The sequence below is a fragment of the Corallococcus exercitus genome (genome assembly GCF_042231735.1).
GTDB lineage: Bacteria > Myxococcota > Myxococcia > Myxococcales > Myxococcaceae > Corallococcus > Corallococcus exercitus_B.
Genome location: NZ_CP102577.1, coordinates 6,962,501 through 6,986,635 on the forward strand (window position 1 = coordinate 6,962,501; position 24,135 = coordinate 6,986,635).

21 protein-coding genes and 2 rRNA genes (1 of these 23 running past the window's edge) are annotated in these 24,135 nt (G+C 69.9%); 14 read left to right on the forward strand and 9 right to left on the reverse strand.

Annotated features, from left to right (window positions below; all coding sequences use genetic code 11):
- From NR792_RS27850 to NR792_RS27860, 3 genes are all read left to right on the forward strand, one after another.
- A 23S ribosomal RNA gene (locus NR792_RS27850) occupies window positions 1–2,581 on the forward strand; it begins 386 nt to the left of the window's first position.
- A 185-nt stretch (window positions 2,582–2,766) separates the two neighbouring features.
- A 5S ribosomal RNA gene (rrf, locus tag NR792_RS27855) occupies window positions 2,767–2,883 on the forward strand.
- Window positions 2,884–3,085: 202 nt separating this feature from the next.
- On the forward strand, window positions 3,086–3,532 hold the full coding sequence (locus NR792_RS27860; RefSeq protein ID WP_375755731.1) for a hypothetical protein: 447 nt from the start codon (window positions 3,086–3,088) through the stop codon (window positions 3,530–3,532).
- A 10-nt stretch (window positions 3,533–3,542) separates the two neighbouring features.
- Here NR792_RS27860 and NR792_RS27865 read toward each other — a convergent pair whose 3' ends face one another.
- Window positions 3,543–3,743, reverse strand: coding sequence for a SlyX family protein (locus NR792_RS27865; RefSeq protein WP_120527568.1), 201 nt, complete (start codon window positions 3,741–3,743; stop codon window positions 3,543–3,545).
- A 31-nt stretch (window positions 3,744–3,774) separates the two neighbouring features.
- Between NR792_RS27865 and NR792_RS27870 the strand changes: the two genes are divergently transcribed.
- Window positions 3,775–4,074: a tetratricopeptide repeat protein gene (locus NR792_RS27870; RefSeq protein ID WP_120527567.1), complete on the forward strand. Its 300-nt coding sequence runs from the start codon at window positions 3,775–3,777 to the stop codon at window positions 4,072–4,074.
- 14 nt (window positions 4,075–4,088) lie between these two features.
- Here the strand turns inward: NR792_RS27870 and NR792_RS27875 are convergent, their stop codons facing one another.
- The 3 genes from NR792_RS27875 to NR792_RS27885 form a co-directional block, all read right to left on the reverse strand.
- Window positions 4,089–5,057 (reverse strand): tetratricopeptide repeat protein, encoded by a 969-nt coding sequence (locus tag NR792_RS27875; protein WP_375755732.1) that lies wholly within the window; start codon window positions 5,055–5,057, stop codon window positions 4,089–4,091.
- A 9-nt stretch (window positions 5,058–5,066) separates the two neighbouring features.
- Entirely contained in the window at window positions 5,067–5,411 is a 345-nt protein-coding gene (locus NR792_RS27880) for a hypothetical protein (protein WP_375755733.1), read from the reverse strand.
- 100 nt (window positions 5,412–5,511) lie between these two features.
- Window positions 5,512–5,934 (reverse strand): hypothetical protein, encoded by a 423-nt coding sequence (locus NR792_RS27885; RefSeq protein ID WP_375755734.1) that lies wholly within the window; start codon window positions 5,932–5,934, stop codon window positions 5,512–5,514.
- A 216-nt stretch (window positions 5,935–6,150) separates the two neighbouring features.
- Between NR792_RS27885 and NR792_RS27890 the strand changes: the two genes are divergently transcribed.
- Window positions 6,151–6,342, forward strand: a complete 192-nt coding sequence (locus tag NR792_RS27890) for a hypothetical protein (protein WP_375755735.1) — start codon at window positions 6,151–6,153, stop codon at window positions 6,340–6,342.
- Window positions 6,343–6,399: 57 nt separating this feature from the next.
- On the opposite strand, the gene NR792_RS27895 is transcribed toward NR792_RS27890, so the two are convergent.
- The 4 genes from NR792_RS27895 to NR792_RS27910 all read right to left on the reverse strand — a co-directional run bounded on the left by NR792_RS27895 (window position 6,400) and on the right by NR792_RS27910 (window position 10,833).
- Window positions 6,400–7,227 (reverse strand): hypothetical protein, encoded by an 828-nt coding sequence (locus NR792_RS27895; protein ID WP_375755736.1) that lies wholly within the window; start codon window positions 7,225–7,227, stop codon window positions 6,400–6,402.
- The gene (locus NR792_RS27900; RefSeq protein WP_375755737.1) at window positions 7,227–7,997 is read right to left on the reverse strand and encodes a hypothetical protein; all 771 of its coding nucleotides are present in this window, start codon (window positions 7,995–7,997) and stop codon (window positions 7,227–7,229) included. The genes NR792_RS27895 and NR792_RS27900 overlap by 1 nt, the downstream gene beginning before the upstream one ends.
- Complete coding sequence (locus NR792_RS27905) at window positions 7,997–10,222, reverse strand: TonB-dependent receptor (protein ID WP_375761704.1); 2,226 nt, start codon at window positions 10,220–10,222, stop codon at window positions 7,997–7,999. Before NR792_RS27905 ends, NR792_RS27900 begins: the two co-directional genes overlap by 1 nt.
- Before the next feature lie 194 nt (window positions 10,223–10,416).
- Window positions 10,417–10,833 carry a hypothetical protein gene (locus NR792_RS27910; RefSeq protein WP_375755738.1) on the reverse strand — a complete coding sequence of 139 codons (417 nt, stop codon included), beginning with the start codon at window positions 10,831–10,833 and terminating at the stop codon, window positions 10,417–10,419.
- Between the two features lie 208 nt (window positions 10,834–11,041).
- On the opposite strand from NR792_RS27910, the gene glpD reads away from it, so the two are divergent.
- The 4 genes from glpD to NR792_RS27930 all read left to right on the forward strand — a co-directional run bounded on the left by glpD (window position 11,042) and on the right by NR792_RS27930 (window position 15,978).
- Window positions 11,042–12,739: a glycerol-3-phosphate dehydrogenase gene (glpD, locus tag NR792_RS27915; protein WP_375755739.1), complete on the forward strand. Its 1,698-nt coding sequence runs from the start codon at window positions 11,042–11,044 to the stop codon at window positions 12,737–12,739.
- Window positions 12,740–13,025: 286 nt separating this feature from the next.
- Entirely contained in the window at window positions 13,026–14,840 is a 1,815-nt protein-coding gene (locus NR792_RS27920; protein WP_375755740.1) for a S8 family serine peptidase, read from the forward strand.
- 181 nt (window positions 14,841–15,021) lie between these two features.
- The gene (locus NR792_RS27925; RefSeq protein ID WP_375755741.1) at window positions 15,022–15,702 is read left to right on the forward strand and encodes a hypothetical protein; all 681 of its coding nucleotides are present in this window, start codon (window positions 15,022–15,024) and stop codon (window positions 15,700–15,702) included.
- A 60-nt stretch (window positions 15,703–15,762) separates the two neighbouring features.
- Window positions 15,763–15,978: a hypothetical protein gene (locus tag NR792_RS27930; RefSeq protein WP_375755742.1), complete on the forward strand. Its 216-nt coding sequence runs from the start codon at window positions 15,763–15,765 to the stop codon at window positions 15,976–15,978.
- 10 nt (window positions 15,979–15,988) lie between these two features.
- Here NR792_RS27930 and NR792_RS27935 read toward each other — a convergent pair whose 3' ends face one another.
- On the reverse strand, window positions 15,989–16,591 hold the full coding sequence (locus tag NR792_RS27935; RefSeq protein ID WP_375755743.1) for a CDP-alcohol phosphatidyltransferase family protein: 603 nt from the start codon (window positions 16,589–16,591) through the stop codon (window positions 15,989–15,991).
- Window positions 16,592–16,790: 199 nt separating this feature from the next.
- Between NR792_RS27935 and NR792_RS27940 the strand changes: the two genes are divergently transcribed.
- The 5 genes from NR792_RS27940 (at window position 16,791) to NR792_RS27960 (ending at window position 24,082) form a co-directional block, all read left to right on the forward strand.
- Complete coding sequence (locus NR792_RS27940; RefSeq protein WP_375761705.1) at window positions 16,791–17,681, forward strand: DUF4846 domain-containing protein; 891 nt, start codon at window positions 16,791–16,793, stop codon at window positions 17,679–17,681.
- A gap of 250 nt (window positions 17,682–17,931) precedes the next feature.
- A complete protein-coding gene (locus NR792_RS27945; protein WP_375755744.1) occupies window positions 17,932–21,351 on the forward strand; it encodes a PAS domain-containing protein in 3,420 nt (1,139 codons plus the stop codon).
- A complete protein-coding gene (locus NR792_RS27950; RefSeq protein WP_375755745.1) occupies window positions 21,348–21,812 on the forward strand; it encodes a response regulator in 465 nt (154 codons plus the stop codon). The genes NR792_RS27945 and NR792_RS27950 overlap by 4 nt, the downstream gene beginning before the upstream one ends.
- Window positions 21,809–23,377, forward strand: coding sequence for an ATP-binding protein (locus NR792_RS27955; protein WP_375755746.1), 1,569 nt, complete (start codon window positions 21,809–21,811; stop codon window positions 23,375–23,377). Before NR792_RS27950 ends, NR792_RS27955 begins: the two co-directional genes overlap by 4 nt.
- Window positions 23,378–23,431: 54 nt before the next feature.
- A complete protein-coding gene (locus NR792_RS27960; protein ID WP_375755747.1) occupies window positions 23,432–24,082 on the forward strand; it encodes an EcsC family protein in 651 nt (216 codons plus the stop codon).
- Window positions 24,083–24,135 lie beyond the last annotated feature (53 nt).

Consider the following 24,135-nt stretch of genomic DNA (forward strand, 5'->3'; position numbering starts at 1 on the left):
AAGCCAGTTGGAGCTGAGCGGGTTACCCAAGTAAGACGGGACACGTGCAATCCTGTCTGAATCTGCCGGGACCATCCGGTAAGCCTAAATACTCCTTGGCGACCGATAGTGAACAAGTACCGCGAGGGAAAGGTGAAAAGAACCCCGGTGAGGGGAGTCAAAAGAACCTGAAACCGCATGTCTACAAGCAGTTCGAGCACTACGGCGCAAGCCAGTGCGAGAGCGTACCTTTTGCATCATGATTCGGCGACTTAATATACGTAGCGAGGCTAAGCCGATAGGTGGAGCCGGAGCGAAAGCGAGTCCGAATAGGGCGCTAAGTTGCGTGTATTATAACCCGAAGCGGGGTGATCTACACATGGCCAGGTTGAAGTGCGGGTAACACCGCATGGAGGACCGAACTCATGAAAGTTGAAAATTTCTGGGATGAGCTGTGTGTAGGGGTGAAAGGCCAATCAAACTCCGTGATAGCTGGTTCTCCCCGAAAGATATTTAGGTATCGGCTCGGGTAATTCAATGCCGGAGGTAGAGCACTGAAACGGCTAGGGGTCTCACCAGATTACCAAACCGTATCAAACTCCGAATGCCGGCAATTGTTATCCCGGGACGCAGTCAGTGGGTGATAACGTCCATTGGCAAGAGGGGAATAACCCAGACCGACAGCTAAGGCCCCCAAATCTAGTCTAAGTGAACACTAGAAAGGATGTGGCAGGTCATTGACAACCAGGAGGTTGGCTTAGAAGCAGCCATCCTTTAAAGAAAGCGTAATAGCTCACTGGTCAAGACAGGCCGCGCCGAAAATGTAACGGGGCTCAAGACTAGTGCCGAAGCTTCGGGTCATGCGCGTCAGGCGCGTATGGCGGTAGGGGAGCGTCCCAGTTGCAGCGAAGGTAGACCGAAAGGGCTGCTGGAGCGACTGGGAGTGCTGATGCCGAAATGAGTAGCGATAAAGGGGGTGAGAAACCCCCTCGCCGTAAACCCAAGGTTTCCTGGGTCAAGTTAATCTTCCCAGGGTTAGCCGGGTCCTAAGCCGAGGCCGAAAGGCGTAGGTGATGGCAAGCAGGTTAATATTCCTGCGCCATCTTGCAGACGTTGAACTGAGGGAGGACGGAGAAAGCTAGGCGAGCTGACCGGTGGTTGTGTCAGTCTAAAGGCGTAGGGGTGTCGCGTACGAATAAAGGCGCGGCAGCTATCCCCGAGACCCCATGGCGCCCCGCAAGGGGTAAGTCGCTGATGCTCGGCTTCCAAGAAAAGTCCCGCAGGGAGTCTGCAGGGTGTCCGTACCGCAAACCGACACAGGTGGGTGAGGAGAAAATCCTAAGGCGCTTGAGAGAACTCTCCTCCAAGGAACTAGGCAAATTTCCACCGTAACTTCGGAAGAAGGTGGGCCTCTGGTAGGTGTAGGCGTACAGCCGAAGCCGAGAGAGGTTGCAGAGAAATGGCGGTAGCGACTGTTTACCAAAAACACAGGACTCTGCGAAGGCGACAAGCCGACGTATAGGGTCTGACTCCTGCCCGGTGCTGGAAGGTTAAGGGGATTCGTCAGCCGCAAGGCGAAGCGATGATCCGAAGCCCCAGTAAACGGCGGCCGTAACTATAACGGTCCTAAGGTAGCGAAATTCCTTGTCGGGTAAGTTCCGACCTGCACGAATGGAGTAACGACTTCCGCACTGTCTCGGAGAGGGACTCAGCGAAATTGAAATAGCTGTGCCGATGCAGTTTACCCGCAGCAAGACGGAAAGACCCCGTGAACCTTTACTACAACTTGACAGTGACACTAGGGATTGACTGTGTAGGATAGGTGGGAGCCTTTGAAGCCGGGCCGCTAGGTTCGGTGGAGGCAACGGTGAAATACCACCCTGTTGATTTCTGGTGTCTAACCATGTCTCGTCAGCCGGGACTGGGACACTGTCTGGTGGGTAGTTTGACTGGGGCGGTCGCCTCCCAAAAAGTAACGGAGGCGCGCGATGGTTCCCTCAGCCCGATTGGAAACCGGGCGTCGAGTGCAATGGCATAAGGGAGCTTGACTGCGAGACCGACAGGTCGAGCAGGTGCGAAAGCAGGTCATAGTGATCCGGTGGTCCTGAATGGAAGGGCCATCGCTCAACGGATAAAAGGTACTCCGGGGATAACAGGCTTATCTCCCCCAAGAGTTCACATCGACGGGGAGGTTTGGCACCTCGATGTCGGCTCATCGCATCCTGGGGCTGGAGCAGGTCCCAAGGGTTTGGCTGTTCGCCAATTAAAGCGGTACGCGAGCTGGGTTCAAAACGTCGTGAGACAGTTTGGTCCCTATCTGCTGTGGGCGTAGGATACTTGAGAGGCTCTGACCTTAGTACGAGAGGACCGGGTTGGAGGCACCGCTGGTGTACCAGTTGTCTCGCCAGAGGCATCGCTGGGTAGCCATGTGCCGATTGGATAACCGCTGAAAGCATCTAAGCGGGAAACCGACCTCAAGACCAGGTATCCCGGGCGCAAGCCCCTGAAGACTCGTGGAAGACTACCACGTTGATAGGCTGGGTGTGTAAGCGCGGTAACGCGTTAAGCTAACCAGTACTAATAAGTCGAGCGGCTTACTTCCCCCCTTCTCTTGCATGCCCCCACGCGGGGAGTAAGGGACTCGGGGCCAAGGCCGAGGCCAGGACGCCGTATGCGCGTCCGCCCGGAAGACATCAGCTATTCTCAATTGCTTCTTCGACTTCTCGAAGAGGCTTCATTCACGCAGAAACCTGCAACTTACCCTTCGTATGCACCGTCATTCGCTTTTCCGGTGGCAATGTCGGAGGGGTCACACCCGTTCCCATCCCGAACACGGAAGTTAAGCCCTCCAGAGCCGATGGTACTCCGCGGGAAACCGCGTGGGAGAGTAGGTCGCTGCCGGATTCTTTTTGAAAGCCCCTGACGCCGCAAGGCGCCAGGGGCTTTGTCTTTGCGGGCTTGTGACACCCGTCACCGCCGTGCGCGTCTTCGTGGATTGATCCGACGGCGCGCGAACGTACGGGGGACTGGCTTTGAGGCTGGCCTGACCCTGCCTGCTTTTGCTTGAGTGGCGCTCCTTCCCCCTCTCTGGACAGGAGCCTCTCGCATGCATCTGCTTCGAATCTACGCCGCTGGGCTGTTCGCGCTGGGGCTCCTGTTGGTGCCCGCTGAATCCAAGGCGCAGCAGTCTGGAGTTCGCCTGGGAGTGGGCGCGGACTACTGGGTGGACACGAGCGCGGCCTTCAACTTCACGCTGGGCGTGGAAGGGCATGTCGCGGGCCCACTCTTCGTGGGGGCCCGGTTCGGCGCGGTGCTCGTCACTGACGGGAACGTCATTGGCGTTCCGCTGGACATCTCGCTTCGCGCGACGGTGGGCCGCACCGTCTACATCGAAGGCCTCGCGGGCCCGTGGATCTTCTTCAAGGGAGACACCTTCAAGGCCCACGCGGCGTTTGGCTTTGGCCTCCAGGGCAAGGCCGCGAGCATTGGCGTCGAGGTGGGCTACCTCGATCCGAATCCCATCATCGGCCTGCGGCTGGGCTACAAGTTCTAGAGGCCGTGGCTCAGTAGTGCGGGGGACGCTCCTGCTGCCGGGCGTCCACCAGGCCCGGCTCGGCGTCCAGCTTGCGCTTGAGCCGCTCCAGCTCCGCCTGGAGCGCGTCGATGACGCGCCCCTGCTGGTAGAGCACGTCGCTCAGCTCCTGCAGCAGCTCCTGCTGCTGCGTGTAGCGGATTTCCAGCTCGACCAGGCGCTTGTCTTCCATTGCCGTCTTCTCCGCTTGGGGACCGTGCCCCATGAATACCCTCGAATACCTGCAGCGCGCCCGCGAGCTGCTTGGACGCGGACAGCCCGAGCTGGCGGAGTCCGCGCTGAGTGATGCCATCGATGCGGCCGTGGCGGCGGAGGACCTGGTCCTCCTCACCCACGCCCGGTTCGCGCTGGGGGAGCTGCTCTTCCAGCAGGGCCGGGATGAAGAGGCAATCCCCTTCCTCCAGGCCGTGGTGCGCACCGAACGGGCCGACGGTTCCGTGGACGCGCCGGTCATCGCCTCCGCCCGGATGCTCCGGCAAATCCGCGGGCAGGAGCCGCGCTGAGCCTCCCCTGAGCTTCAGGGCAGCCGGCACTGCTCCCGGATGATGTCCATCCGCTGGGGGAAACGCCGCTCCAGGTCCGTGCGCGTCTGGCGCGCTCCCTCGAGCCTTCCCGCCTTCACCTGGAGGGTGCAGAGGGTGGCCAGCGCCCGCGTGTCGGAGACGTCCAGGCGGTCCGCCTGGCGCAGCGCCTCTTCCGCGGCGGCCTCGTTGCCCAGCTGGAACCAGGCGATGCCCAGCTGGAAGTGGCCCTCCGCGAGCTTCGGGTCCTTCTGCACCGCCTGCTGCAGCAGCCTTACGGCTTCGCGGCTCCGGCCCTCCTTGGTGAGCACCAGCCCCTGTTCCACCAGGAGCCGGGCCTCGGGCACCTTGCCCTCCAGGGAGGTGAAGACCTTCAGCGCGTCCTCGGGCCGTCCCATCCGGCTGAGCAGCCGGCCGTAGCGCACGCCGACGAGGGGATCGCCGGGAGTGCGGCTGTAGGCCCGGGACAGGGCCTTCGTGGCGCCCTCGACGTCGCCCTTCTCCTCGCTCAGGTCCGCCCGGAGCAGCTGCGCCCTTGGGTCCGCCGGCGCGAGCTTCTCGGCCTTGCCGAGGGACTGCTCCACGCAGCGGGTCATCCGCTCCCGGTCGCAGATGCGCGCGAGCAGGAGCTGGGTCTCCAAGGCGTTCGGGTCCCTTCGCTCGGCTTCCAGGGCCAGGTCGTGCGCTTCTGCCGGGGCTCCTTCACGCAGGAGCTCGGCCGCCATGCGCAGGTCCGCCGCCGTGGCCTTGTCGTTGTGCTTCAAGGGCACCAGGAACCGCAGGCGGCCTTCCACGTTCTCCGTGGCCCGGGCGATGGCCAGCTCCTGCTCGGGCATGTTGCGGGGCAGGAACAGCGGGATGACGTGGATGGCGAGCGCCGCCCCGCAGACCCAGAGGACGCCCCGGAGGCCCTGGTTCCAGCGCCGGCCGGTCCGTTGCCCCGGTTCGTTCGTTGGCTCGCTCATGAAGGGTTTCTAAACCGCGCGCAGGTGGGGGCGCAGGCCCGACGGCAGCTCCAGCTCGCAACTCCAGCACAGCTCGAAGTTCGCCGGGTTCTCCTCGCCGCAGCGGGGGCACGTCACCGAACGGTTGGCGGCTTCCTGGTTCGCCTCGAGCTCCGCGAGGACCTGGCGCCCGGCCTCCAGTTCCTGGGGCCACAGCCACAGCTCCACCCAGGCCTCGGTGCTGGGAATCTCGCCGCTCAGCGGGACCAGCGACTCGCCGCGGATGTCGACCGAGAGCCCGGCCGATTCCAGGGCTCCCGCCAGCATCCGTGCCTCTCCAACCGTGCGGTGCACGGAGAACTGCACGCGCTTCATGCTGCTTGTCTGTCAGAACCGGGCCGTCCGGGCAACCCGACCCGGTTGCTCCCTCGCTGTGCCCTGGCCGACGTGGCCCTCACGGGCCGTGCGGCCCCCGTCATTCGTCGTGACGGAGCTGGTGCGGCAGAACCGCGTGGGCGTGGCGGGGCGCCCGGGCGTGGAGCTCCGCCGTCAACAGGGCGTCCAGCTCCGCGAGCAGGCGATCATACCCGGCACCGGCCCCCTTCGCGGGCAGCCGCTCCGTGCCGAGCCGCAGCCGGGGTGTCTCCTCGTCCTCGAAGGCCAGGGTCACCGCCAGCCCGTCCGGACCTCCGGCCTGGGGCACGAGGGTGGCCGGTTCGGGTTCCCGCTGGAGGGTCTCCAGCAGGGGCACCAGCCGACGGATCTCCTCCTGCGTCAGGTCCCGCTCCACCACCGGTTCGCCCTGCTCCAGGACGCGCAGGTGCTTCAGGCCTTCCACTCGCAGCGCCTGCGCTCCGGTGTTCGTCCGGCCACTGCGCTCGTAGGTCACCGTCTTCACGCGCCGTACCTCCCTGGGTTCAGGAGTAGGCATCCGCCTCCTCCTTCGCATCCGGAGGAAACCGCGCCCGGCGCTCCCGGTCCCGGAACGACAGCCCGAGCGACCGATGCCGGACACTGTGCAGCGCCCCCTGGGCCCCTGCGTTTCCCGGGAGCGTCTCCCTACCGTGCCTTCCGTCCGGGCGCCCTTGTCCGGACACAGGGAGGACGCCGAACGATGAGCAAGCACAAGAACCCGAGTCCGAATGATCAGCGCTCCAACACGAAGAACCCCGAGCGCCCGGAGCACAAGTCCGCCCAGGACAACCGCGCCAACCAGATGAACCCGAACCGTCCCCCGAACCCGCCGTCCCACATGCCCTCGCAGGGCGGCGGCAGGACGGGCGGGGACGACTCCTCGAAGCGCTGAGCGGAACCGGAGAGGCCGGCCGCGTGGTCGGGCCGGCCCCTCTGGCGGTGCGGGTGGCTAACGGACGCGCGGCGAGCACTCGCCTTCGCCACGGTAGTGGCCCACGGTGCGCACGAGCGCCGTCACGAAGTCGCGCAGCGTCCGCACGCTGCCCGCGCCTCCCGTGCCGTACTGGTTCGACGGCAGCGACGTCAGGTCCACCAGGCCCAGCTCATCAAGCGTGATTTCACCGTCCGGGCCGACGATGCCCGTGCTGTCCGCCCCGGCGATGGCGTCGAAGCGCATCTTCGCGTCGGACGACTGGAGGTCGTCGAAGAAGAGGTGGTCGCCGTGGATGGTGAGCTGCACCGTCTCCGTGCCGCCCTTGGGCACCGTCACGCCGTTGCCGATGTCCTCGTTCTCGCAGTGCTCGTAGAGGGTGTTCGTGGCGAAGCCCCAGTGGAAGCGCTTCGTCTCCGTGCCCTTGGTGGCCGTGCCCTCCACGTAGACGGACCAGCCTTCGGTGTTCATCCGCGTCACGTCCTCCGCGTCCGCGTTGCCGGCGGTGGCGTCCGCGACGGGGGCGATGGCGTAGCTCACCGCGTCCCATTCCTCGGCGGCCAGGTCGTTGAACGACGCGACGTCCACCGGTCCCGGACGGTGCACGTCGTAGACCTTCGCGGCGGTCTGTTCCGCGGCGGTCTCTCCCTCGTGGTTGGCGACCTTCACCTCGCCCAGCTTCACGAGGAACTTGGTGTACTTCACCGTCCAGCCGTCCTCGAAGGCGCTGGCGGGGATCTGCTTCTCGATGAAGTCCTCCCCGTACGTGGTGAACGTCACGTTGCCCTGACCCGACGAGCAGGCGACCAGACCCAGACACGACACACCCATCAGCCAATTCTTCATCACTGCGCTGCTCCTTCCACCCACGTCACGACGTAGGCGCTGGTGTCTTCCACGCCGCGCACCAGCCCGTTCTGGGCCTGGCTGCCGGCGGGGAAGGTGGAAACGCCGGCCGCGTCCGGAAGCGACGCGGTGGCGAAGTCGATGCGGTCCATCCATTTCCCCAGGTCCACCGCGATGCGCACGAAGCCGGCCTCCTTCTGGAGGTCCCGCTCGAAGCGCACGCCTTCAATGGCCTTGGGCAGGTCCACCGTCGCGTCGAAGCGCACCGTGGCTCCGGACGTGTGCGTCGCCGTGCCGCGCACGTGCGCATGGTGGCCCCCGAGCGCGTTCTGCGCGTCCGTGGCCGCCGTGGGCGTCACGAGCGTCAGCTCCAGCGAGCCGTACGAGCCCGTGACCGCGTTGGCGTCGCCCAGCGTGCCGCCCGCGAGCAGGTCCACCGTCTGGGCGTTCAGCACCTCTCCCAGCGCATCGCCGGGGACGTAGTGGCCGGGGTGCGCGTTCGCGGTGCCTCCGATGAGCGAGTACCAATCGAAGCGCGGGACGCGGCTCGACAGCAGCACGCGGCCCTCGAAGAAGCGCACGGAGCCCACCGAGAGCTGCGCGGCTTCGGGCGTCACCGTCCAGCCGTACTCGTTGGGGGCCGTGGGCGCCGTCGCCGTCATCGTCACCGCGAAGGTGCGGCGCTCCGCTTCCGTCTTGCCGCCGCAGCCCAGGCTCAAGAGGGCCGCGGACAGCGCCAGCGCTCGGAGCGGGGCGGGGAATGGGTTCATCACAGGTGGACCTCCAGGGTGAGCGAGGCCATGCGTGGCGACCCCGCGGTGAAATGTCTGGCTGGAACGAGGCTGGGCTGGGCGCTGGGGTCGAAGCGCGAGCTGTAGACGAACTCGCCGTCGCGCCAGCGCGTGTTGAGCAGGTTCTTCACGTCGAGCCGCAACGCGAGCGCCCCCCGTCGCAGCGCGGCCTGCACGTCCGCGAGGAACACGGTGTGGCTGTATTCGTCGTAGGGCAGGGGCCTGGGCCCGATGAGCGTGAGGCCCGTGCCCAGGGACAGCACGGAGTCGATGCCGGACAGCGGCTTCTCCCAGCCCACGTCCGCTCGCGCGACCAGGGGGGCGAAGTAGGGGAGCTTCGCGTCCGTCTTCGTCACCGTCGCGTTCGCCACCGTGGCGCTCAGCGCGGCGGTGACGCCTTCGAGTGGACGGGTCTGAAGCGCCGCGGAGATGCCCGTGCGCAGCGTCTTCCCCGTGAAGACGGTGGTGCCCACCGTGTGGTCGAAGAAGAAGTCGTCCGCTACCTGAGAGCCGAAGACGCTCGCCTGGAAGGACAGACGTTCTGCGTCCTTCCGGGTGCCCAGCTCCGCGCCGTGCACGTTGACGAACGGGGCCTGTTCGCCTTCCGCGAGGCTCCGCGCCTGCGGCGAACGGAAGCCGTCCCCGTAGCTGGCGAAGAGGGCCCAGGTGTCCGTGAGCGCGTACTCGACGCCGGCCTTCGCGCCCCAGTGCACCCCGAAGGCGCTGCGCGAGTAGCCCTGCCCGTCGTAGTAGCGCGGGTCGCGGAAAGCGAGCGCGTCGAAGACCTCCACGCCCAGCGCGTCGGCCCGGCCTCCCAGCCGGAAGGCCCAGCGGCCCACGGGGAGCCGGGCTTCGGCGTAACCCCAGACATCCGTCTGCGTGAGGTCCGCGTCCACTTCGTCCGCGAAGAAGGTGCCGTCCGTCTCCCGGTAACGGCGTTGCGTCTGGTGGATGCCGTCGCGCCGTCCTCCCAGGCCCAGCTCCAGCGCGACGGGACGGCCGAAGAGGGTGACCTGGCGGCGGTGTTCCGCGCGCAGGCCCAGGATGGAGCTGTCGTTCGTCTGCTCCAGGCCGTCGCCCCGGTCGTCCACCCGGTAGCCGGTGAAGTTGTTGCGCAGGCGCAGGTCCGAGAGGATTCCGAAGGCCTCCAGCCTCGTGCGCGCGGTGCCCTCGCGTGGCAGGTCCACTCCGATGAGGAGCTGATGCCGGGAGACCGTGCCTCCCTGACGCGGGAAGGAGCCGGAGTAGAACGTGCGGCGCCCGGCTTCGAGGTCGTCCTCGCGCACCACGCCCGGGGAGTCGAAGCGCGTGACGTAGCTGCCTCCCAGGATGCGCGCGCTCAGGCCGTGGCCCAGGTCCAGGTTCGCCTGGGCGAGCAGGGCGGCCCGGCCGTAGCCTCGCTGGGGCCCGAAGCCGTCACTCTCCGCGAGCTCCGCCGCCGCGAAGGTGCCGGGGTCCTCGCCCGGGCGCACCGTCACGACGAGCCGGCGCTGGTTGAACTGGCCGAGGGTGCCCGCGAACTCCACGCCCTTCTCCCGGGCGCCCAGGTCCATGCGCACCGTTCCCGCGACCGCGAAGTCCCCCTGGAACGCCCGGTAGGAACCCTCCGTCACCTCCAGGGACTGGACGAGCTCCGGGATGATGAAGTTCGTGTCCGCGTAGCCGAGCGCGTGGATGTGGCTCACCTCGTTCACCGGCAGGCCTCCGACGTTCAGCTCCACGTCCTGGCCGTGGAGCGCGTCGAAGCCCCGGAGGAAGAGCTGCTGCGCCTTGCCCTCGCCGCTGTGCTGCGAGGCCACGAGGCCCGGGACGATGCGCAGCACGTCCGTCGCGTTCGTGCGCGGTGCCGTGTCGAGGATGTCCCGGCCCAGCGTGACCTCGGAGGCGCTCCGCGCCGGACGCGTGCCTCGCACCACCGTGGAGCGCTGCTTCCCGGAAGCCTCCGGCGGAGGCGTGGTGGCGGGGGCTTCCGCTGGCTGCTGCCCGGTGGGAGAGGCGACCGCGTCGCGGGTGCTGGGGGCTTCCGGCGAGGGCTGCTCGGCGAGAGGTGGCTCCTGCTGAGGCTGCTGCGGTGCCGGTTGCTGCTGTTCCTTCGTGGCTTCTGTCACCACGTGGCCGGTGGCCTCCAGACGCGGCCCTTCCTGCGCGGCAGGCGGAGCTGCGTGAAGACACGTCGAGAGCGTGGCGAGCGCGATGAGCAACATGGTCACGGGAGAGACGGCACGAGGAAACGGCGACACGTCCCCGGCGCGCGTCGGGACGCGCTCCAGGGCGTGCGGGATGAAAGAAGAGACAGCCGGCTTCAGGACACACGCTCACGCAGGCCCTGCCTGGCCCAGGCCAGACGGTCCGCATGCTCGCGAGTCATCCTTACGGAAGTCCGAAGTGCGCAGCGCGGCTATGGGCCCTGCGGCATCGCCGCGGACCGCAACCGCTGGCCCGGCGACCACTCCGGGCCTCGTGCGGGCTCGACCCGCCAGGAGACCCAGCGCAGCTTCGGCGGCACGAACACCATCCAGCTCGCCGCCACCGCCAGCAGGTGCTCCACCGAGCCCGTCAGGTGCTGGTGGCCATGGCCCCGCTTCGCTCCGTCCGGCGTGCCCTGCTCGGACTCCGACGGACACGCGGCCTTCGCCGCATCACACGTCCCGGTGGTGCGGTGGACGTGGCTGGAGGCTCCGTGCTCGTGGGCGTGGCGCCCCAGGCCTCCACCGTGTCCCACCACCGCGTGCAGCACCGGCGCCACCGCGAGCCCGTACACGAGGACCCACAGTCCCAGGAACGCCAGGTCTCGTCGGTCTCGGGAGTCCCACACGGCGGTTCGGAGTCAGGCGGCAGAGCGTCCAGGACGGGGAAGGTGAGGCGCCCGCCTGCCTATCCGTCCTCCCCAGGACACGCAAGGTCACCCCCGCAGCCCGCTCCAGGACAGTTCCCCGCCATCCAGTGCCATGACCCCGTGGACCTCTTGACGCATTGCATTGGAATCCGCTGCGGCCGAAGACTTCCCGTCATAGACTCCAGGCGTGCGTTCTGAATCCGCCGTGCTCCGTTCGCTGCCTGCCTCCACGGAGGTTCCCGCCCCGCCTTCGCGGGCCGACCGCCTGCGCTCGCTGGGGAGCGAGTCCTTCGACCTGCTCGTCATTGGCGGCGGGGTGACGGGCGCGGGGGCCGCTCGGGACGCGGCGCTGCGGGGCCTGAAGGTGGCCCTGGTGGAGCGCGAGGACTTCGCCAGCGGGACGTCCAGCCGCTCGTCGCGCCTCATCCACGGGGGCCTGCGCTACCTGGAGCACGGCCACCTGGGGCTCGTCTTCGAGTCGAGCATCGAGCGGCGCCGCCTGCTCACCCTGGCGCCGCACCTGGTGCGCCCGCTGGCCTTCATCTGGCCCGTCTACGCGGGGGCTCGCGTGCCGCGCTGGAAGCTCAACGCGGGCCTGATGCTGTACGACGCCCTGTCGCTGTTCCGGAACGTGAAGGCGTATCAGCGCCTGTCGCTCAAGCAGGTGGTGGAGGCCGAGCCCGGCATCCGCGCCGAGGGGCTCAAGGGCGGCGCCCGCTACTACGACGCGGCCACCGACGACGCGCGCCTCACGCTGGCGAACGCGCTGGGCGCGAGCGAGGCCGGCGCGGTGGTGCTCAACCACGCCTCCGTGAAGCGGCTGGTGCTGGAGGACGGCAAGTCGAAGGGCGCGGTGGTGGTGGATCACCTCACGGGCCTGGAGCACACCGTGCGCGCGCGCGCCGTCGTCAACGCGACCGGACCGTGGAGCGATGAGATCCGCCAGCTGGATTCGGACAAGGCCCGCACGGGCCCCTCGGTGCGCGGCAGCAAGGGCGTGCACATCGCCGTGCCCCGCTCGCGGCTGAACATCGGGGACGCGCTCACGCTGCTGTCCCCCGTGGACGGCCGCGTGATGTTCATCCTGCCCGCGGACGCGTTCACGCTCATTGGCACGACGGAGACGGCCACCCGCGCCCACCCGGCCGAGGTGCGCGCGAGCGAGGCGGACGTGGCCTACCTGCTGGCCTCCGCCAACGCCTTCTTCCCCGAGGCCCACCTCACCCGCGAGGACATGGTCAGCGCCTGGGCCGGCATCCGCCCGCTCGCCGCGAGCGGCTACCACGGCAACAGCGACGCGGGCAGCGCCAGCCGCGAGCACTCCATCGACGTGAGCCCGTCCGGTGTGCTGGCCATCAGCGGCGGCAAGCTCACCACCTTCCGGGTCATGGCCCGCGACGTGGTCAACGCCGTGGAGCGCCACCTGGCCCTCCCGCACAAGAAGCCCGTCACCCACGAGCAGCCCCTGCCGGGCGGCGACATCCTCAAGCTGGACGCGGAGCTCGCGGCGGCGCGGCAGGAGGTGGGGGACGCGGCCACGGGTGAGCACCTGGTGCGCGCGTACGGCAGCCGCTGGCACGCGGTGTGGGCGCTCACGCGCGAGACGCCGGCGCTGGCCGAGCCGCTCGCGGAGGGCCTGCCGTACCGCCGCGCCGAGGCCGCGTGGGGCGTGACCCATGAGATGGTCCAGACGCTGGCCGACCTGCTCATCCGCCGCCTCAAGGTCGCGTTCGAGACGCGCGACCAGGGCCGCGCCGCCGCCGTCCGCGCCGCGGAGGTGATGGCGCCGCTGCTGGGCTGGGACGCGGCGGAGACGGAGCGTCAGCTGGCGGCCTATGCCGTGGATGCCCAGCGCATCTTCGGCGTGGATCCCTCCGACGCCTGACCCCCGTGCCGGGCGCAGGGGCCGGTGCGTCATGCGGGGAGGCGCGGCCCGGATGCCGCGCCGCCAACGGGTGGCTCCGCGCGAGCGTTGAGCGCCGCACGTTGGCCCGGCACCGGATGGCCGTCGGGCGCACGACAGCCGCCCGAGCAGTCGGCCTGCGTCCATGCTTAAATCGTCGTGGGAACGGGAAGCAGGGCTGGCCCGTTCTCCCCGGCCCCCTTCTTCTGGGGGCAGCGGGTCACGGCGCGGTACCCCACGTTGGCCGGGCACGAAGGAGATGCACCCCATGAAGCGTTGGTTTTGGCTTGGGCTCGGGCTGTCCGGACTGGTGGCGAGTGGCTGCGGCTCCGACCCCGACCCCATCGTCGTCATCCAGCCCCAGGCGTGTCCTGGCACCTCGGAGGCGGCGCTGCCGGACCCGGCGGTCTCCGCGCTGAGCACGGACACGGCGCCGGACGGGGTCATCATCACCTACAAGCCGAAGGTGTCCGCCAGCGCGCTGGCCGCCTCGGCGGACATCGTGAAGGCCGTGGAGCGCGAGGGCGGCACGGTGAAGCGCCGCATCCCGACCCTGAACATGGTGTCCGCCCGGCTGTCGCCGGAGGCCATCGCGGCGCTGAAGCTCCGCCCGGACGTGCTCTCCGTGACGCCCAACCGCCGCGTGCACGCGATGGGGCTGCCCACGCCGCCGCCGGTGGTGTCGTGGCAGGGCGCGTTCAGCACGCAGGGGTCGGTGGGCGAGTACACCGAGGGGCTGAAGATGATCCAGGCCCCGCTGGTGTGGGACGCGAACAACGACGGCATCATCGATACCGGCGCGCCCACGGGCGAGGGCGTGAAGGTGTGCGTCATCGACAGCGGCTGGGACAGCAAGCACCCGGAGCTGAAGGCGGCGTTCCTCAAGGGCAGGGACTTCGTCGACAATGACGACGACCCGAGCGACCAGAGCGTGTCCCAGGGCGTGTTGACGGTGGGCGGCGGCCACGGCACGCACGTGTCCGCGACCATCCTGGCGCAGTTCGGTCCGGGCTCCGGCGCGCGCGTGGCGCCGGGCGAGGAGCCGAACGGCGTGGTGGGCGTGGCGCCGGGCGCGTCGCTGCTCGTCGCGCGCGTGCTGGACACGGAGGGCGGCGGCAGCACGGATGACGTCATCGCGGCGGTGGAGTGGTGCCACTCGGAAGGGGCGCGCATCGCCTCGCTGTCGCTGGGCGCGGCGCAGCCGTCCGAGGACGAGCAGACCGTGTTCGAGAAGGTCTGGAACGGCGGCAACGGCATGCTGTCCGTCGCGGCCAGCGGCAACGACGGCAAGCGCGGCATCGCCTATCCGGCCGCGTACCTGCCGACGGTGATGGCGGTGGGCGCGGTGGACTCCAAGGGCGAATACGCGCCCTTCTCCCAGTACGGCCAGGAGCTGTCCGTGGTGGGCCCGGGCGTGAACGTGCTGAGCGCCACGGTGCTGAGCGCGGCGTCGCTGTCCCAGCTGACCGCGGCGTCGGTGTCCATCACCTCGTCGCCGCTCACGTACACCGCGCAGGGCACGTACACGGGCCGGCTGGTCAACTGCGGCCTGGGCGCGGACCGCGCGTCGTGCGGCGAGTCGGCCACCTGCGACGGCTTCGTCGCGTACGTGGACCGCGGCGACCTGTTCTTCGAGGAGAAGGCGCGCAACGTCATCCAGGCGGGCGCTCGCGCGGTCATCATCGGCAACAACGTGGCGGAGGATGGCGACGGCACCTTCACGCTGGGCTCCGCGAATCCGCACTGGGTGCCCACGGTGTCGGTGTCGATGGCGTCCGGCGAGGCCCTCAAGGGGCTGGTGGGACAGGAGGTGACGGTGACCATCACCGGCCTGGACTACCAGCGCGAGTCGGGTACCTCCATGGCCACCCCGCACGTGTCGGGCGTCGCGGCGCTGGTGTTCAGCGCCCGGCCGGACCTGAGCGCCGCGCACGTGCGCGCGGTGCTGGAGAAGACGGCGCAGGACGACAAGACGGCGCCGGGCGTGGATGAGAAGTACGGCCATGGCCTGGTGCAGGCGGCCAAGGCCGTGGCGCTGGCGCGCACGCTGCCCCAGGGCGGCGGTCCGCTCCCGCTGCCGTAGCGGCAGGCCCGCCGGGCCCCTCGCCCCCGCGTCCCTTGAATGGGGCCGGGGGCGTCTCATTTTCCGGGCAGGCGCCGTGTCGTGGGTTGGCATCGCGGGCGGACGGGCGGCCGCCCGGCTCCCGGGACGGTGGTTCCCGCCGTGTGCGCACGCACCTTCCCAAGATGGAGGTGCGCCGCGCATGAGGCGAGACAGCTGGCTGGGATTGGGAATCGCGGGCGTGGCCTGCCTGCTGATGTGCGCCGGGGCTCAGCCTGGTGGCTCTGGTACGGGCACGCAGCAGCCGGGGACCGGTGGCTCTGGTACGGGCACGCAGCAGCCAGGGACCGGTGGCTCCGGGACGGGCACGCAGGCCCCCGCTGGGACGGCCCCCTCCACCGCGCCCCAGCAGGGCACCGGCACCGCGGCGGCGGGGGGCTCGGGGGACGCTCCGGATTCGGATCCGAACAGCCCCAGCGCGGATCCGAACCCGGAGGCGGCGGCGGAGGGGCGCACGACGCCTCCCAACCCGGGCGCGGATCCGAACGCGGGCACGGGCGGCACGGGGCGTCCCACCACGGCGGCGCCTCCTGCTTCCTCCGCTTCGCCGGGCGTCGCGGTGGTGGACGCCATCTACCGGGGCACGGTCCGCTCGGTGTCCCCCAACGAGGTCGTCATCGACAACGAGGGCTCGCGCCTGCCGCTGGAGATCGGCACCCAGACGCGCATCGTCCGCGAAGGCGAGGACATTGGCGTGACGGAGCTCAAGGAGGGCGAGCGGGTGCGCGCCACCGTGAACATCGTGGGCCGCAGCCACACCCGGGAGATCGCCGTGCTGACCGGCGCCGAGGCCCGCCGCGACGCCGAAACCCGGCGCCGGTGACCGGGGCCCTTCCGTCAGCCGCATGGCTCCGTCCGCGTCTCCCGGACGGAGGTTTCCACCATGACGGTCTACAACCGATACCGCACCCTGTTGCACAAGTTGGCCCTCGTCCGCGCCCGCGCGCCGGGGGGAGATTCGCCGGAAGCGGACGCGCTGCTCGATGCGATGGACGAGGTCTGGGACGCCCTGTCCGAAGGCGAGCGCGCCGCCCTGGAGCGCGAACGCGCCCGGCTGGCCGTGGCTTCGGACGCGGACGCACGCGCCGTGCCCGCGTGAGGCCCTGGCGTCACTCCCGCACGGACCCCATGGGCGCACCCGTTGGCCCATGGGGAATGCGCGAGGACGGCCGGGACGGCGGCAGTTCCTGGCGCTGACGCTGACGCCACACCGCCCGCGTGTAGTCCACCACCGACGCCAGCGACAGCAGCGCGACGAGCGCGACGAGCGGACGCACCAGCGGTGGGTAGAGCAGCACGCACAGCAGCACCGCGAGCTGCAGCGCCGTGACGAGCTTGCCCAGCATCCGTGCCTTGAGCTCGATGGCCCGCATGTCCGGCCGCAGCCTGGCGACGATGAAGCCGATGGCCGTGCCGATGTCGCGCAGGAGCAGCAGCGTCAGCTCCACCGGACCGATGAGCCCGTCCAGCAGACACACGATGAAGGCCGTCACCATGAAGGCGCGGTCCGCCACCGGGTCGATGAGCGCCCCCAGGCGCGTGGCCAGTCCCCGGTGCCGGGCAATCCAGCCGTCCAGGAAGTCCGTCGCCGCCGCCAGCACCACCAGGAAGGCCCGCAGGCGCAGGTCCGACACCGCGATGAACACCGCGGCGAGCGGCAGTCGCGACAGGGACAGTGTATTGAGCAGCACGAGGCTTGCCCGACGGTGCATGGCCTTCAAAAGGTAGTGCTCGGCACCCGGGACGCACCTGTCCGGCGTGGCGAGCGTCCAGCGAACAACTCCCCCGGTGTCCCATGGAGCCGTGCCGCTCCGCGCCCGGCGGGAACCCGTGGCCCCGCGAGCGGTGTCCCAGGAGAATGCCCGGGATTTCCCCGACCTCACTCCCCCTGGAGTCCGCCCCGTGAACGCGATGGGACCCTTCCGCCCCTTGATGGTCCTGGCCACCCTGTTCACCGTCGCGCTGCCCCTGGCGAGCTGTGAAGCGGCCGGACGGGCGACGGTCGCGCCCCGCGTCCCCACGGCCGAGGAGCGGACGCGCTACCCGTGGCTGCCGGCCAGCGTGAAGGTGCGCGCGCTGGAGGAGACCTTCGCGCCTCCGGAGGGCTACACGCGCGTGCCGCTGGAGGCGGGCTCCTTTGGCGCGTGGCTGCGCGGCCTGCCCCTGCGGCCCGAGGGCACCCCCGTGCGCGACTTCCGGGGAGGCACGGTGCTGGCGGCCTCGGACGCCCGGCTCGCGGCGGTGGGGGAGCTGGACGTGGGCACCGCCAACCTCCAGCAGTGCGCGGACTCCATCCTGCGCCTCCATGCCGAGTGGCGCTGGGCGTCCGGCCACCCGGAGCGCATCGCCTACCGCTTCACCAGCGGCCACCTGGCGTCCTGGCCCCGGTACGCGGCCGGGGAGCGGGCGCGCGTCTCCGGCGCGAAGGTGACGTGGGTGCCGGGCGGGGCGGTGGACCGCTCGCGCGCGGCGTTCCGGAACTACCTGGACCTGCTCTTCACCTACGCGGGCACCCTGTCGCTCCAGGCGGAGGGCGCGCGCCCCACGCGGGAGCAGCTGCGCCCCGGGGACTTCTTCGTCCTGGGCGGCAGCCCCGGCCATACGGTGCTGGTGCTGGACGTGGCCACCAACGCGAAGGGGGAGCGGGTGGCGCTGGTGGGCCAGGGCTTCACCCCCGCGCAGGACTTCCACGTATTGGCGGGGAGGGACGGGCCCTGGTTCTCCCTGGAGGGGGACAGCGTGGCGACGCCCTTCTGGGTGCCCTTCCCGATGACGTCGCTGCGCCGCCTGCCGTCCCCGTGACGGGGATGAGACACGCCCGCGCCACGGCCTGGCGGGCGCCTCCCCGGTGCGCCCCCGGGCAGACGGGGAGGCGGAGAACGTAGGGGTCCACAGGGTTCTGCTGGAATCGACAGGGGCGAGGAGGCAGGTTGCGGCGCGGAGTGTTGTCCTGCCGTCAACGGGGACGTTCCGAAGCCAGGCCCGTCCTCCCCCCGCGTGCCTCCAAGCAGCCTAAAGGGAAGGGGAGCCCGCTCCCCGAGCCTCCACCATCATGCCCTCCGCCGCCGTGCCCCTGCCCATGCCCACCCAAAGGGCCAGCATCCTCATCGTCGACGACACGCCCGGGCACCTGCTGGCGCTGGAGGGCATCCTCACGCCGCTGGGGCAGCGGCTGGTGCGGGCCTCCTCCGGCCGCGAGGCCCTGCGGCGCGTGCTGGACGAGGACTTCGCCGCCGTCCTGATGGACATGAACCTGGGCGACATGACGGGCGTGGAGGTGCTGGGCCTCTTGCGCGAGCGCGATCGCAGCCGTCGCACGCCCGTGCTGCTCATGACCGCGGGCGACGGCGACGAGAAGGAGTGGCTGGCCGCGTACACGCACGGCGCGGTGGACTACCTGCGCAAGCCGCTGCGGCCTGAAATCCTTCAGGCGAAGGTGTCGATGTTCGTGGAGCTGTACCTGGCGCGCGAGGCCGTGCAGCTGCGCGAGGAGTCGCTGCGCGAGCGCGAGCGCCATGCCCTGGAGGCCGTCCACCGCGAGCGGCTGCACGCGTTCTTCATGCAGGCCCCGGTGGGCATCTCCATCACGCGCGGGCCGGACTTCGTCTTCGAGCTGGCGAACCCGTACTACGAGCTGCTGGTGGGCCGGCGGGTGAAGCCGGGCCAGGCGATGCTGGACGTGTTCCCGGAGATGGCCACGCAGCCGGAGGTCCTGGAGGTGCTGCGCGGCGTGGTGCGCACGAAGCAGCCCTTCGTGCGGCCGGAGTTCGAGGTGAAGCTGGAGCGCGACGGCCAGCCGGACTCCGTCTTCTTCAACGTCATCTACCACCCGATGGTGGAGCTGGACGGCACCGCGTCCGGCATCATCACCCTGGCCACCGACGTGACGGAGTTCGTGCGCGCGCGCCGCCACACGGAGGCGCTCACGCAGGACCTGCGCAAGCAGCAGGCCGCGCTGGCGGACAGCGAGCAGCGCCTGCGCCTGGCGCTGACGGCCACCGCGCTGGGCACCTTCGACATGGACATCGTCACCGGCGAGCTCCGGTGGGACGCCCGCTGCAAGGCGCTCTTCGGCCTGCCGCCGGAGGCCGAGTCGTCCTACGACCTGTTCCTCGCGGGCCTGCACCCGGAGGACCGGGACGCCGTGCAGCGCGCGGTGGCGCTCAGCTGGGACCCCACCGGCCGGGGCGACTACGACGTGGCCTACCGCACCGTGGGGCTGAAGGACGGCGTGGAGCGCTGGGTGCGCGCCACGGGCCGGACGTACTTCCAGGACGACAAGCCGGTGCGCTTCGTGGGCACCGTGCAGGACATCACCGCGCGCAAGCGCGCCGACGCGGAGCGGGCCCGGCTGATGGCGGGCGAGCTGCGCCGCACCGAGCAGCTGCGCGGCCTGTCCCGCGCGAGCCTGGCGCTCAACGCGGCCGGCAGCGTGCCGGCCATCCTGGACCTCGTCATCCTCAAGGCGCGCAAGCTGATTGGCGCGAACCAGTCCTCCGTGCAGGTGGTGGATGGCCGCGACGCCCAGCCGCTCTCCGCGCTGTCCGCGCAGGAGCATGATCCGCTGGCGCCGGGCGCTGGCTCGGTGACGGTGGATGAGCGCGGCCTCTTCGCCCGGGTGTGCCAGGAGAACCGGCCGCTGCGCCTCACGCGCGAGGAGCTGCGCAAGCACGCGGCCTACGCCGAAGCGCCCCCCGAGCCACCGCCCGCGCTGCCCCTGAAGGGCTTCCTGGCGGTGCCGCTGGTGGGGCACGACGGCCGCAACCTGGGCCTGTTGCAGGTGTCCGACAAGGTGGAGGGCGACTTCGACGCGGAGGACGAGACGGTCGCCGTGCAGCTGGCGCAGATGGCCAGCGTGGCGCTGGAGAACGCGCGCCTCTACGAGACGGCGCAGGCGGAGCGGCGCAACCTGTTCGCGGTGCTCAAGCAGCTGCCCGCCGCCATCACCGTGCTGCGCGGGCCGGAGCTCATCTTCGAGATGGCCAACGACCTGCGCCTGAAGCTCACCGGCTCCCGGCCGCTCCTGGGGCTGCCCGTGCGCGAGGCCCTGCCGGAGCTCAAGGACCAGGGGCAGATTGAACAGCTGGAGGAGGTCTACCGCACCGGACAGACCTACCAGGGCCGCGAGGTGCCCATGCGCCTGGGCCGCGACCTGGGCCAGGACGCGCCCGAGGGCTTCTTCAACCTCACCTTCCAGCCGCTGCTCAACGCGGAGGGCAAGGTGGACGGCATCGTGTCCGTCACCTGGGAGGTGACGGAGCAGGTGCTGGCGCGCCGGCGCATCGAGGCGCTGGCCGCGGAGCTGAAGGAGCGCGAGCAGCAGTTCCGCACGCTGGCGGACTCCATCCCGCAGCTGGCGTGGATGGCGCATCCGGACGGACGCCTCTTCTGGTTCAACCAGCGCTGGTACGACTACACCGGCACGACGGCCGACCAGGTGGCGGAGAGGGACTGGAACGCCCTCATCGACCCGGAGGACGCCGTGCGGGTGCAGGAGCGCTTCAACGTGTCCCTGCGCGAGGGGACGCTGTGGGAGGACCAGTTCCGCCTGCGCCGCGCGGACGGCAGCTACCGCTGGTTCCTGTCGCGCGCCATGCCCGTGCGGGACGGCGAGGGACGCATCGCCCGCTGGTTCGGCACCAACACGGACATCGACGACGAGCGCCGCACGCTGGAGAGCCTCAAGCACGCGGAGGAGGAGATCCGCCACCTCAACACCGGCCTGGAGAAGCGCGTGCGCGAGCGCACCGCCCAGCTCCAGGAGGCGAACAAGGAGCTGGAGTCCTTCAGCTACTCCGTGTCGCACGACCTGCGCGCGCCCCTGCGCCACATCACCGGCTTCGCGCAGTTGCTGGAGCGCCGGGCGGGAGCGAAGCTGGACGACGTGTCGAAGGGCTACCTCTCCACCATCGCGGGCGCGGCGAAGCAGGGCGGCACGCTGGTGGACGACCTGCTCGCGTTCAGCCGCATGGGCCGGGCGGAGCTGCGCCAGTCACGGGTGGACCTGGGCCAGCTGGTGGAGGAGGCCCGCCGCGACCTGATGCCGGAGACGACCGGGCGGAAGGTGGAGTGGCGGGTGGAGCGCCTGCCCACGGTGGAAGGAGACCCGGCGCTCCTGCGGCAGGTCATCCACAACCTGCTGGCCAATGCGCTGAAGTATACCCGTCCGAAGCCGGAGGCCCTCGTCGAGGTGGGCGCGCGCGAGACGGACGGCGAGGTCGCGGTGTGGGTGCGTGACAACGGCGTGGGCTTCGAGATGCAGTACGTGGACAAGCTGTTTGGCGTCTTCCAGCGCCTGCACACGGCCGAGGAGTTCGAGGGCACCGGCATCGGGCTCGCGAACGTGCGGCGTATCGTGTCGCGCCATGGCGGACGGACCTGGGCGGAGGGCGCCGTGGGGCAGGGCGCGACCTTCACCTTCACCCTGCCCCGCGCTTCTCCCCTGGAGAAGAAAGTCGAGACGCACGCGTGATTGACCTGAAGCGAATCCTCCTGGTGGAAGACAGCGCCAACGACGTGGCGCTCACGCTGGCCGCGCTGGAGGAGGTGCACCTGGCCAATGAAGTGGTGGTGGTGCGCGACGGGCAGCAGGCGCTGGACTACCTCTTCCGCAAGGGCGACTACGCGAACCGGCAGGACGGCCACCCGGCGGTGGTGCTGCTGGACTTGAAGCTGCCGAAGGTGGACGGGCTGGAGGTGCTGGAGAAGGTGAAGGGCGCCCCGGAGCTGAAGGCGGTGCCGGTGGTGATGCTCACCTCGTCGCGCGAGGAGCGGGACCTGGCGCGCAGCTACGGCCTGGGCGTGAACGCCTACGTGGTGAAGCCCGTGGCCTTCCCGGACTTCGTGTCCGCGCTGCGCGAGCTGGGGCTGTTCTGGGCCGTGGTGAACCAGCCGCCGCCGGGCTCGCCCGGCGCGACCGGAGCCCCCAAGTGAGCGCTCGCGGCAACGCCGCGCGGGACCTGACGCCCCTGCCTTCGGCGGAGCGGCCGCTGTCCATCCTGCTGCTGGAGGACAGCCCGCTGGACGCGCAGCTGGTGGCCGCGCAGCTGGAGGAGAGCGGACTGCCCTCGACGCTGGAGTGCGTGCCGGGCCGGGCGGCCTTCGTCGCGGCGCTGGAGAAGGGGAGGTTCGACCTCATCCTGTCGGACTACAACGTGCCGGGCTTCGACGGGATGAGCGCGCTGGAGGCGGCGCAGGCCGTGTGTCCGGACACGCCGTTCCTCTTCGTGTCCGGCGCGCTGGGCGAGGACCGCGCCATCGAGCTGCTCAAGCGCGGCGCCACGGACTACGTGCTCAAGGACCGGCTGGAGCGGCTGGGCCCCAGCGTGCGGCGGGCGCTGCGCGAGGCGGAAGGGGTGCGGCTGCGCAAGCGCACGGAGGAGGCGCTGCGCCGCTCCGAGGAGCGCTACCAGTTGGTGGCGCACGCGAGCTTCGACGCCATCTGGGACCTGGACCTCCAGACGGACGCGATGCACTGGATTGGCGACGCGACGGAGGAGGTCTTCGGCTTCCCCCTGGAAGAGGTGGGCGCGGACGCGGCGTGGTGGCGCCGGCACATCCACGGCGAGGACCGAGAGCGCGTGCTGGCGGGGCTGCAGCGGGCGTTCGACTCGGACGAGGACCGGTGGCAGGACGAGTACCGCGTGCTGCGCAAGGACGGGGCGTACGCGTACGTGGCGGCGCAGGGCTCCATCCTGCGCGGGGCGAGCGGGAAGGCGCGGCGCATCGTGGGCGCCATGCGCGACATCACGGAGCGGCGGCGGGCGGAGGAGGAGCGGCAGAAGCTGGTGCACGAGGCGCAGGCGCGGGTGGAGTTCGAGCAGCAGCTCATTGGCATCGTGAGCCACGACCTGCGCAACCCGCTGGGCGCCATCCTCACCGGCGCGTCGTTGATGTTGCGGCGCGACGACATCCAGCCGTGGAACGCGAAGGCGGCGGCGCGCATCCTGTCCGCGGCGGAGCGGGCCACGCGGATGATCCGCGACCTGTTGGACTTCACGCAGGCGCGCATGGGCGGCGGCATCCCGGTGCAGGCGGCGCCGTGCGACTTCCACGCGCTCACGTTGCAGGTGGTGGAGGAGGCGCGCACGGCGCACCCGGAGCGCACCATCCAGATGGAGCAGGTGGGGGACGGGCAGGGGGCGTGGGACTCCGACCGGATGGCGCAGGTGCTGTCCAACATCCTGGGCAACGCGCTGAAGTACAGCCCGGAGGACGCGCCGGTGCGCGTGGAGAGCCGGGGCGAGCCGGACGCCATCGTGGTGCACGTGCGCAACGGAGGCGACCCCATTCCCCCGGAGATGCTGCCGCGCATCTTCGAGCCGCTCCAGCGCGGGACGACGGTGGGCCGCTCCGAGCGCAGCATCGGGCTGGGGCTCTACATCGTGCGGCAGCTGGTGCTGGCGCACGGCGGGACGGTGGACGCGCAGTCGTCCGCGGCGGAGGGAACGGTGTTCACCGTGCGCCTGCCGCGCGTGCCGGTCCGGGACACGCCGTAACGGTTGTCACCGGGTTGCATCAGGACCCGGGTTCCAAGAGTGGAAGGTGGACGCATGTCGAAGCCGCTGGAAGTCGTGAACGCCGTCCTGGACGCGGGCTTCGAGGGCCTGGGGCCGCTGTGCAGCGCGACGGGGCTGGCGGACGAGTACCTGGCGGACGCGCGCTACGCGAACCACGAGGCGCGCATCGATTCGCTCATCCACTGGGAGACGGGGAAGCTGTTCACCACGGGCTTCCTGTCCGGGCTGGGCGGCCTGCTCACGTTGCCGGTGTCGCTGCCCGCGGGGCTGGGCGTGTCGTGGGCGGTGCAGGCGCGGCTGGTGGGAGCCATTGCCCGCATCCACGGGCACGACGTGGAGGAGGACCGCGTGCGGACCCTCACGTTGCTGGCCATCGTGGGGGACATTGGCAAGGAAGTGGTGAAGCAGGCCGGCATCGAGGTCAGCCAGCAGCTGGGCATGCGCGCGCTGGAGGCCGTGCCGAAGCACGCGCTCAGCAGCATCAACCGCGCGGTGGGCTTCCGGCTGGTGAGCAAGGCGTCGCAGAAGGGCGTCGTGAACCTGTCCAAGGTGGTGCCGCTGGCCGGCGGGCTGGTGGGCGGCGCGGTGGATGCGCTCGCGTGCCGCGCGGTGGGGGCCACGGCGCGGCGGTTGTTCTCGCCGGGGCCGGTCTCCGTGCCGGTGCCGGGCATGTCACCTGGATGACCGGCGGCGGGGCTTGTCGTTGACGGTGGGCCTTCGCGCTGGAGTCATCCGGG

Coding starts and splice junctions, on each gene's coding strand:
- NR792_RS27920 (WP_375755740.1), top strand. CDS start 13,026: ATGAAGCGTTGGTTTTGGCTTGGGCTCGGGCTGTCCGGACTGGTGGCG.
- NR792_RS27890 (WP_375755735.1), top strand. CDS start 6,151: ATGAGCAAGCACAAGAACCCGAGTCCGAATGATCAGCGCTCCAACACG.
- NR792_RS27880 (WP_375755733.1), bottom strand. CDS start 5,411: ATGAAGCGCGTGCAGTTCTCCGTGCACCGCACGGTTGGAGAGGCACGG.
- NR792_RS27935 (WP_375755743.1), bottom strand. CDS start 16,591: ATGCACCGTCGGGCAAGCCTCGTGCTGCTCAATACACTGTCCCTGTCG.
- NR792_RS27905 (WP_375761704.1), bottom strand. CDS start 10,222: ATGTTGCTCATCGCGCTCGCCACGCTCTCGACGTGTCTTCACGCAGCT.
- NR792_RS27945 (WP_375755744.1), top strand. CDS start 17,932: ATGCCCTCCGCCGCCGTGCCCCTGCCCATGCCCACCCAAAGGGCCAGC.
- NR792_RS27895 (WP_375755736.1), bottom strand. CDS start 7,227: ATGAAGAATTGGCTGATGGGTGTGTCGTGTCTGGGTCTGGTCGCCTGC.
- NR792_RS27925 (WP_375755741.1), top strand. CDS start 15,022: ATGAGGCGAGACAGCTGGCTGGGATTGGGAATCGCGGGCGTGGCCTGC.
- NR792_RS27960 (WP_375755747.1), top strand. CDS start 23,432: ATGTCGAAGCCGCTGGAAGTCGTGAACGCCGTCCTGGACGCGGGCTTC.
- NR792_RS27900 (WP_375755737.1), bottom strand. CDS start 7,997: ATGAACCCATTCCCCGCCCCGCTCCGAGCGCTGGCGCTGTCCGCGGCC.
- NR792_RS27940 (WP_375761705.1), top strand. CDS start 16,791: ATGGGACCCTTCCGCCCCTTGATGGTCCTGGCCACCCTGTTCACCGTC.
- NR792_RS27865 (WP_120527568.1), bottom strand. CDS start 3,743: ATGGAAGACAAGCGCCTGGTCGAGCTGGAAATCCGCTACACGCAGCAG.
- NR792_RS27875 (WP_375755732.1), bottom strand. CDS start 5,057: ATGAGCGAGCCAACGAACGAACCGGGGCAACGGACCGGCCGGCGCTGG.
- NR792_RS27860 (WP_375755731.1), top strand. CDS start 3,086: ATGCATCTGCTTCGAATCTACGCCGCTGGGCTGTTCGCGCTGGGGCTC.
- NR792_RS27930 (WP_375755742.1), top strand. CDS start 15,763: ATGACGGTCTACAACCGATACCGCACCCTGTTGCACAAGTTGGCCCTC.
- NR792_RS27870 (WP_120527567.1), top strand. CDS start 3,775: ATGAATACCCTCGAATACCTGCAGCGCGCCCGCGAGCTGCTTGGACGC.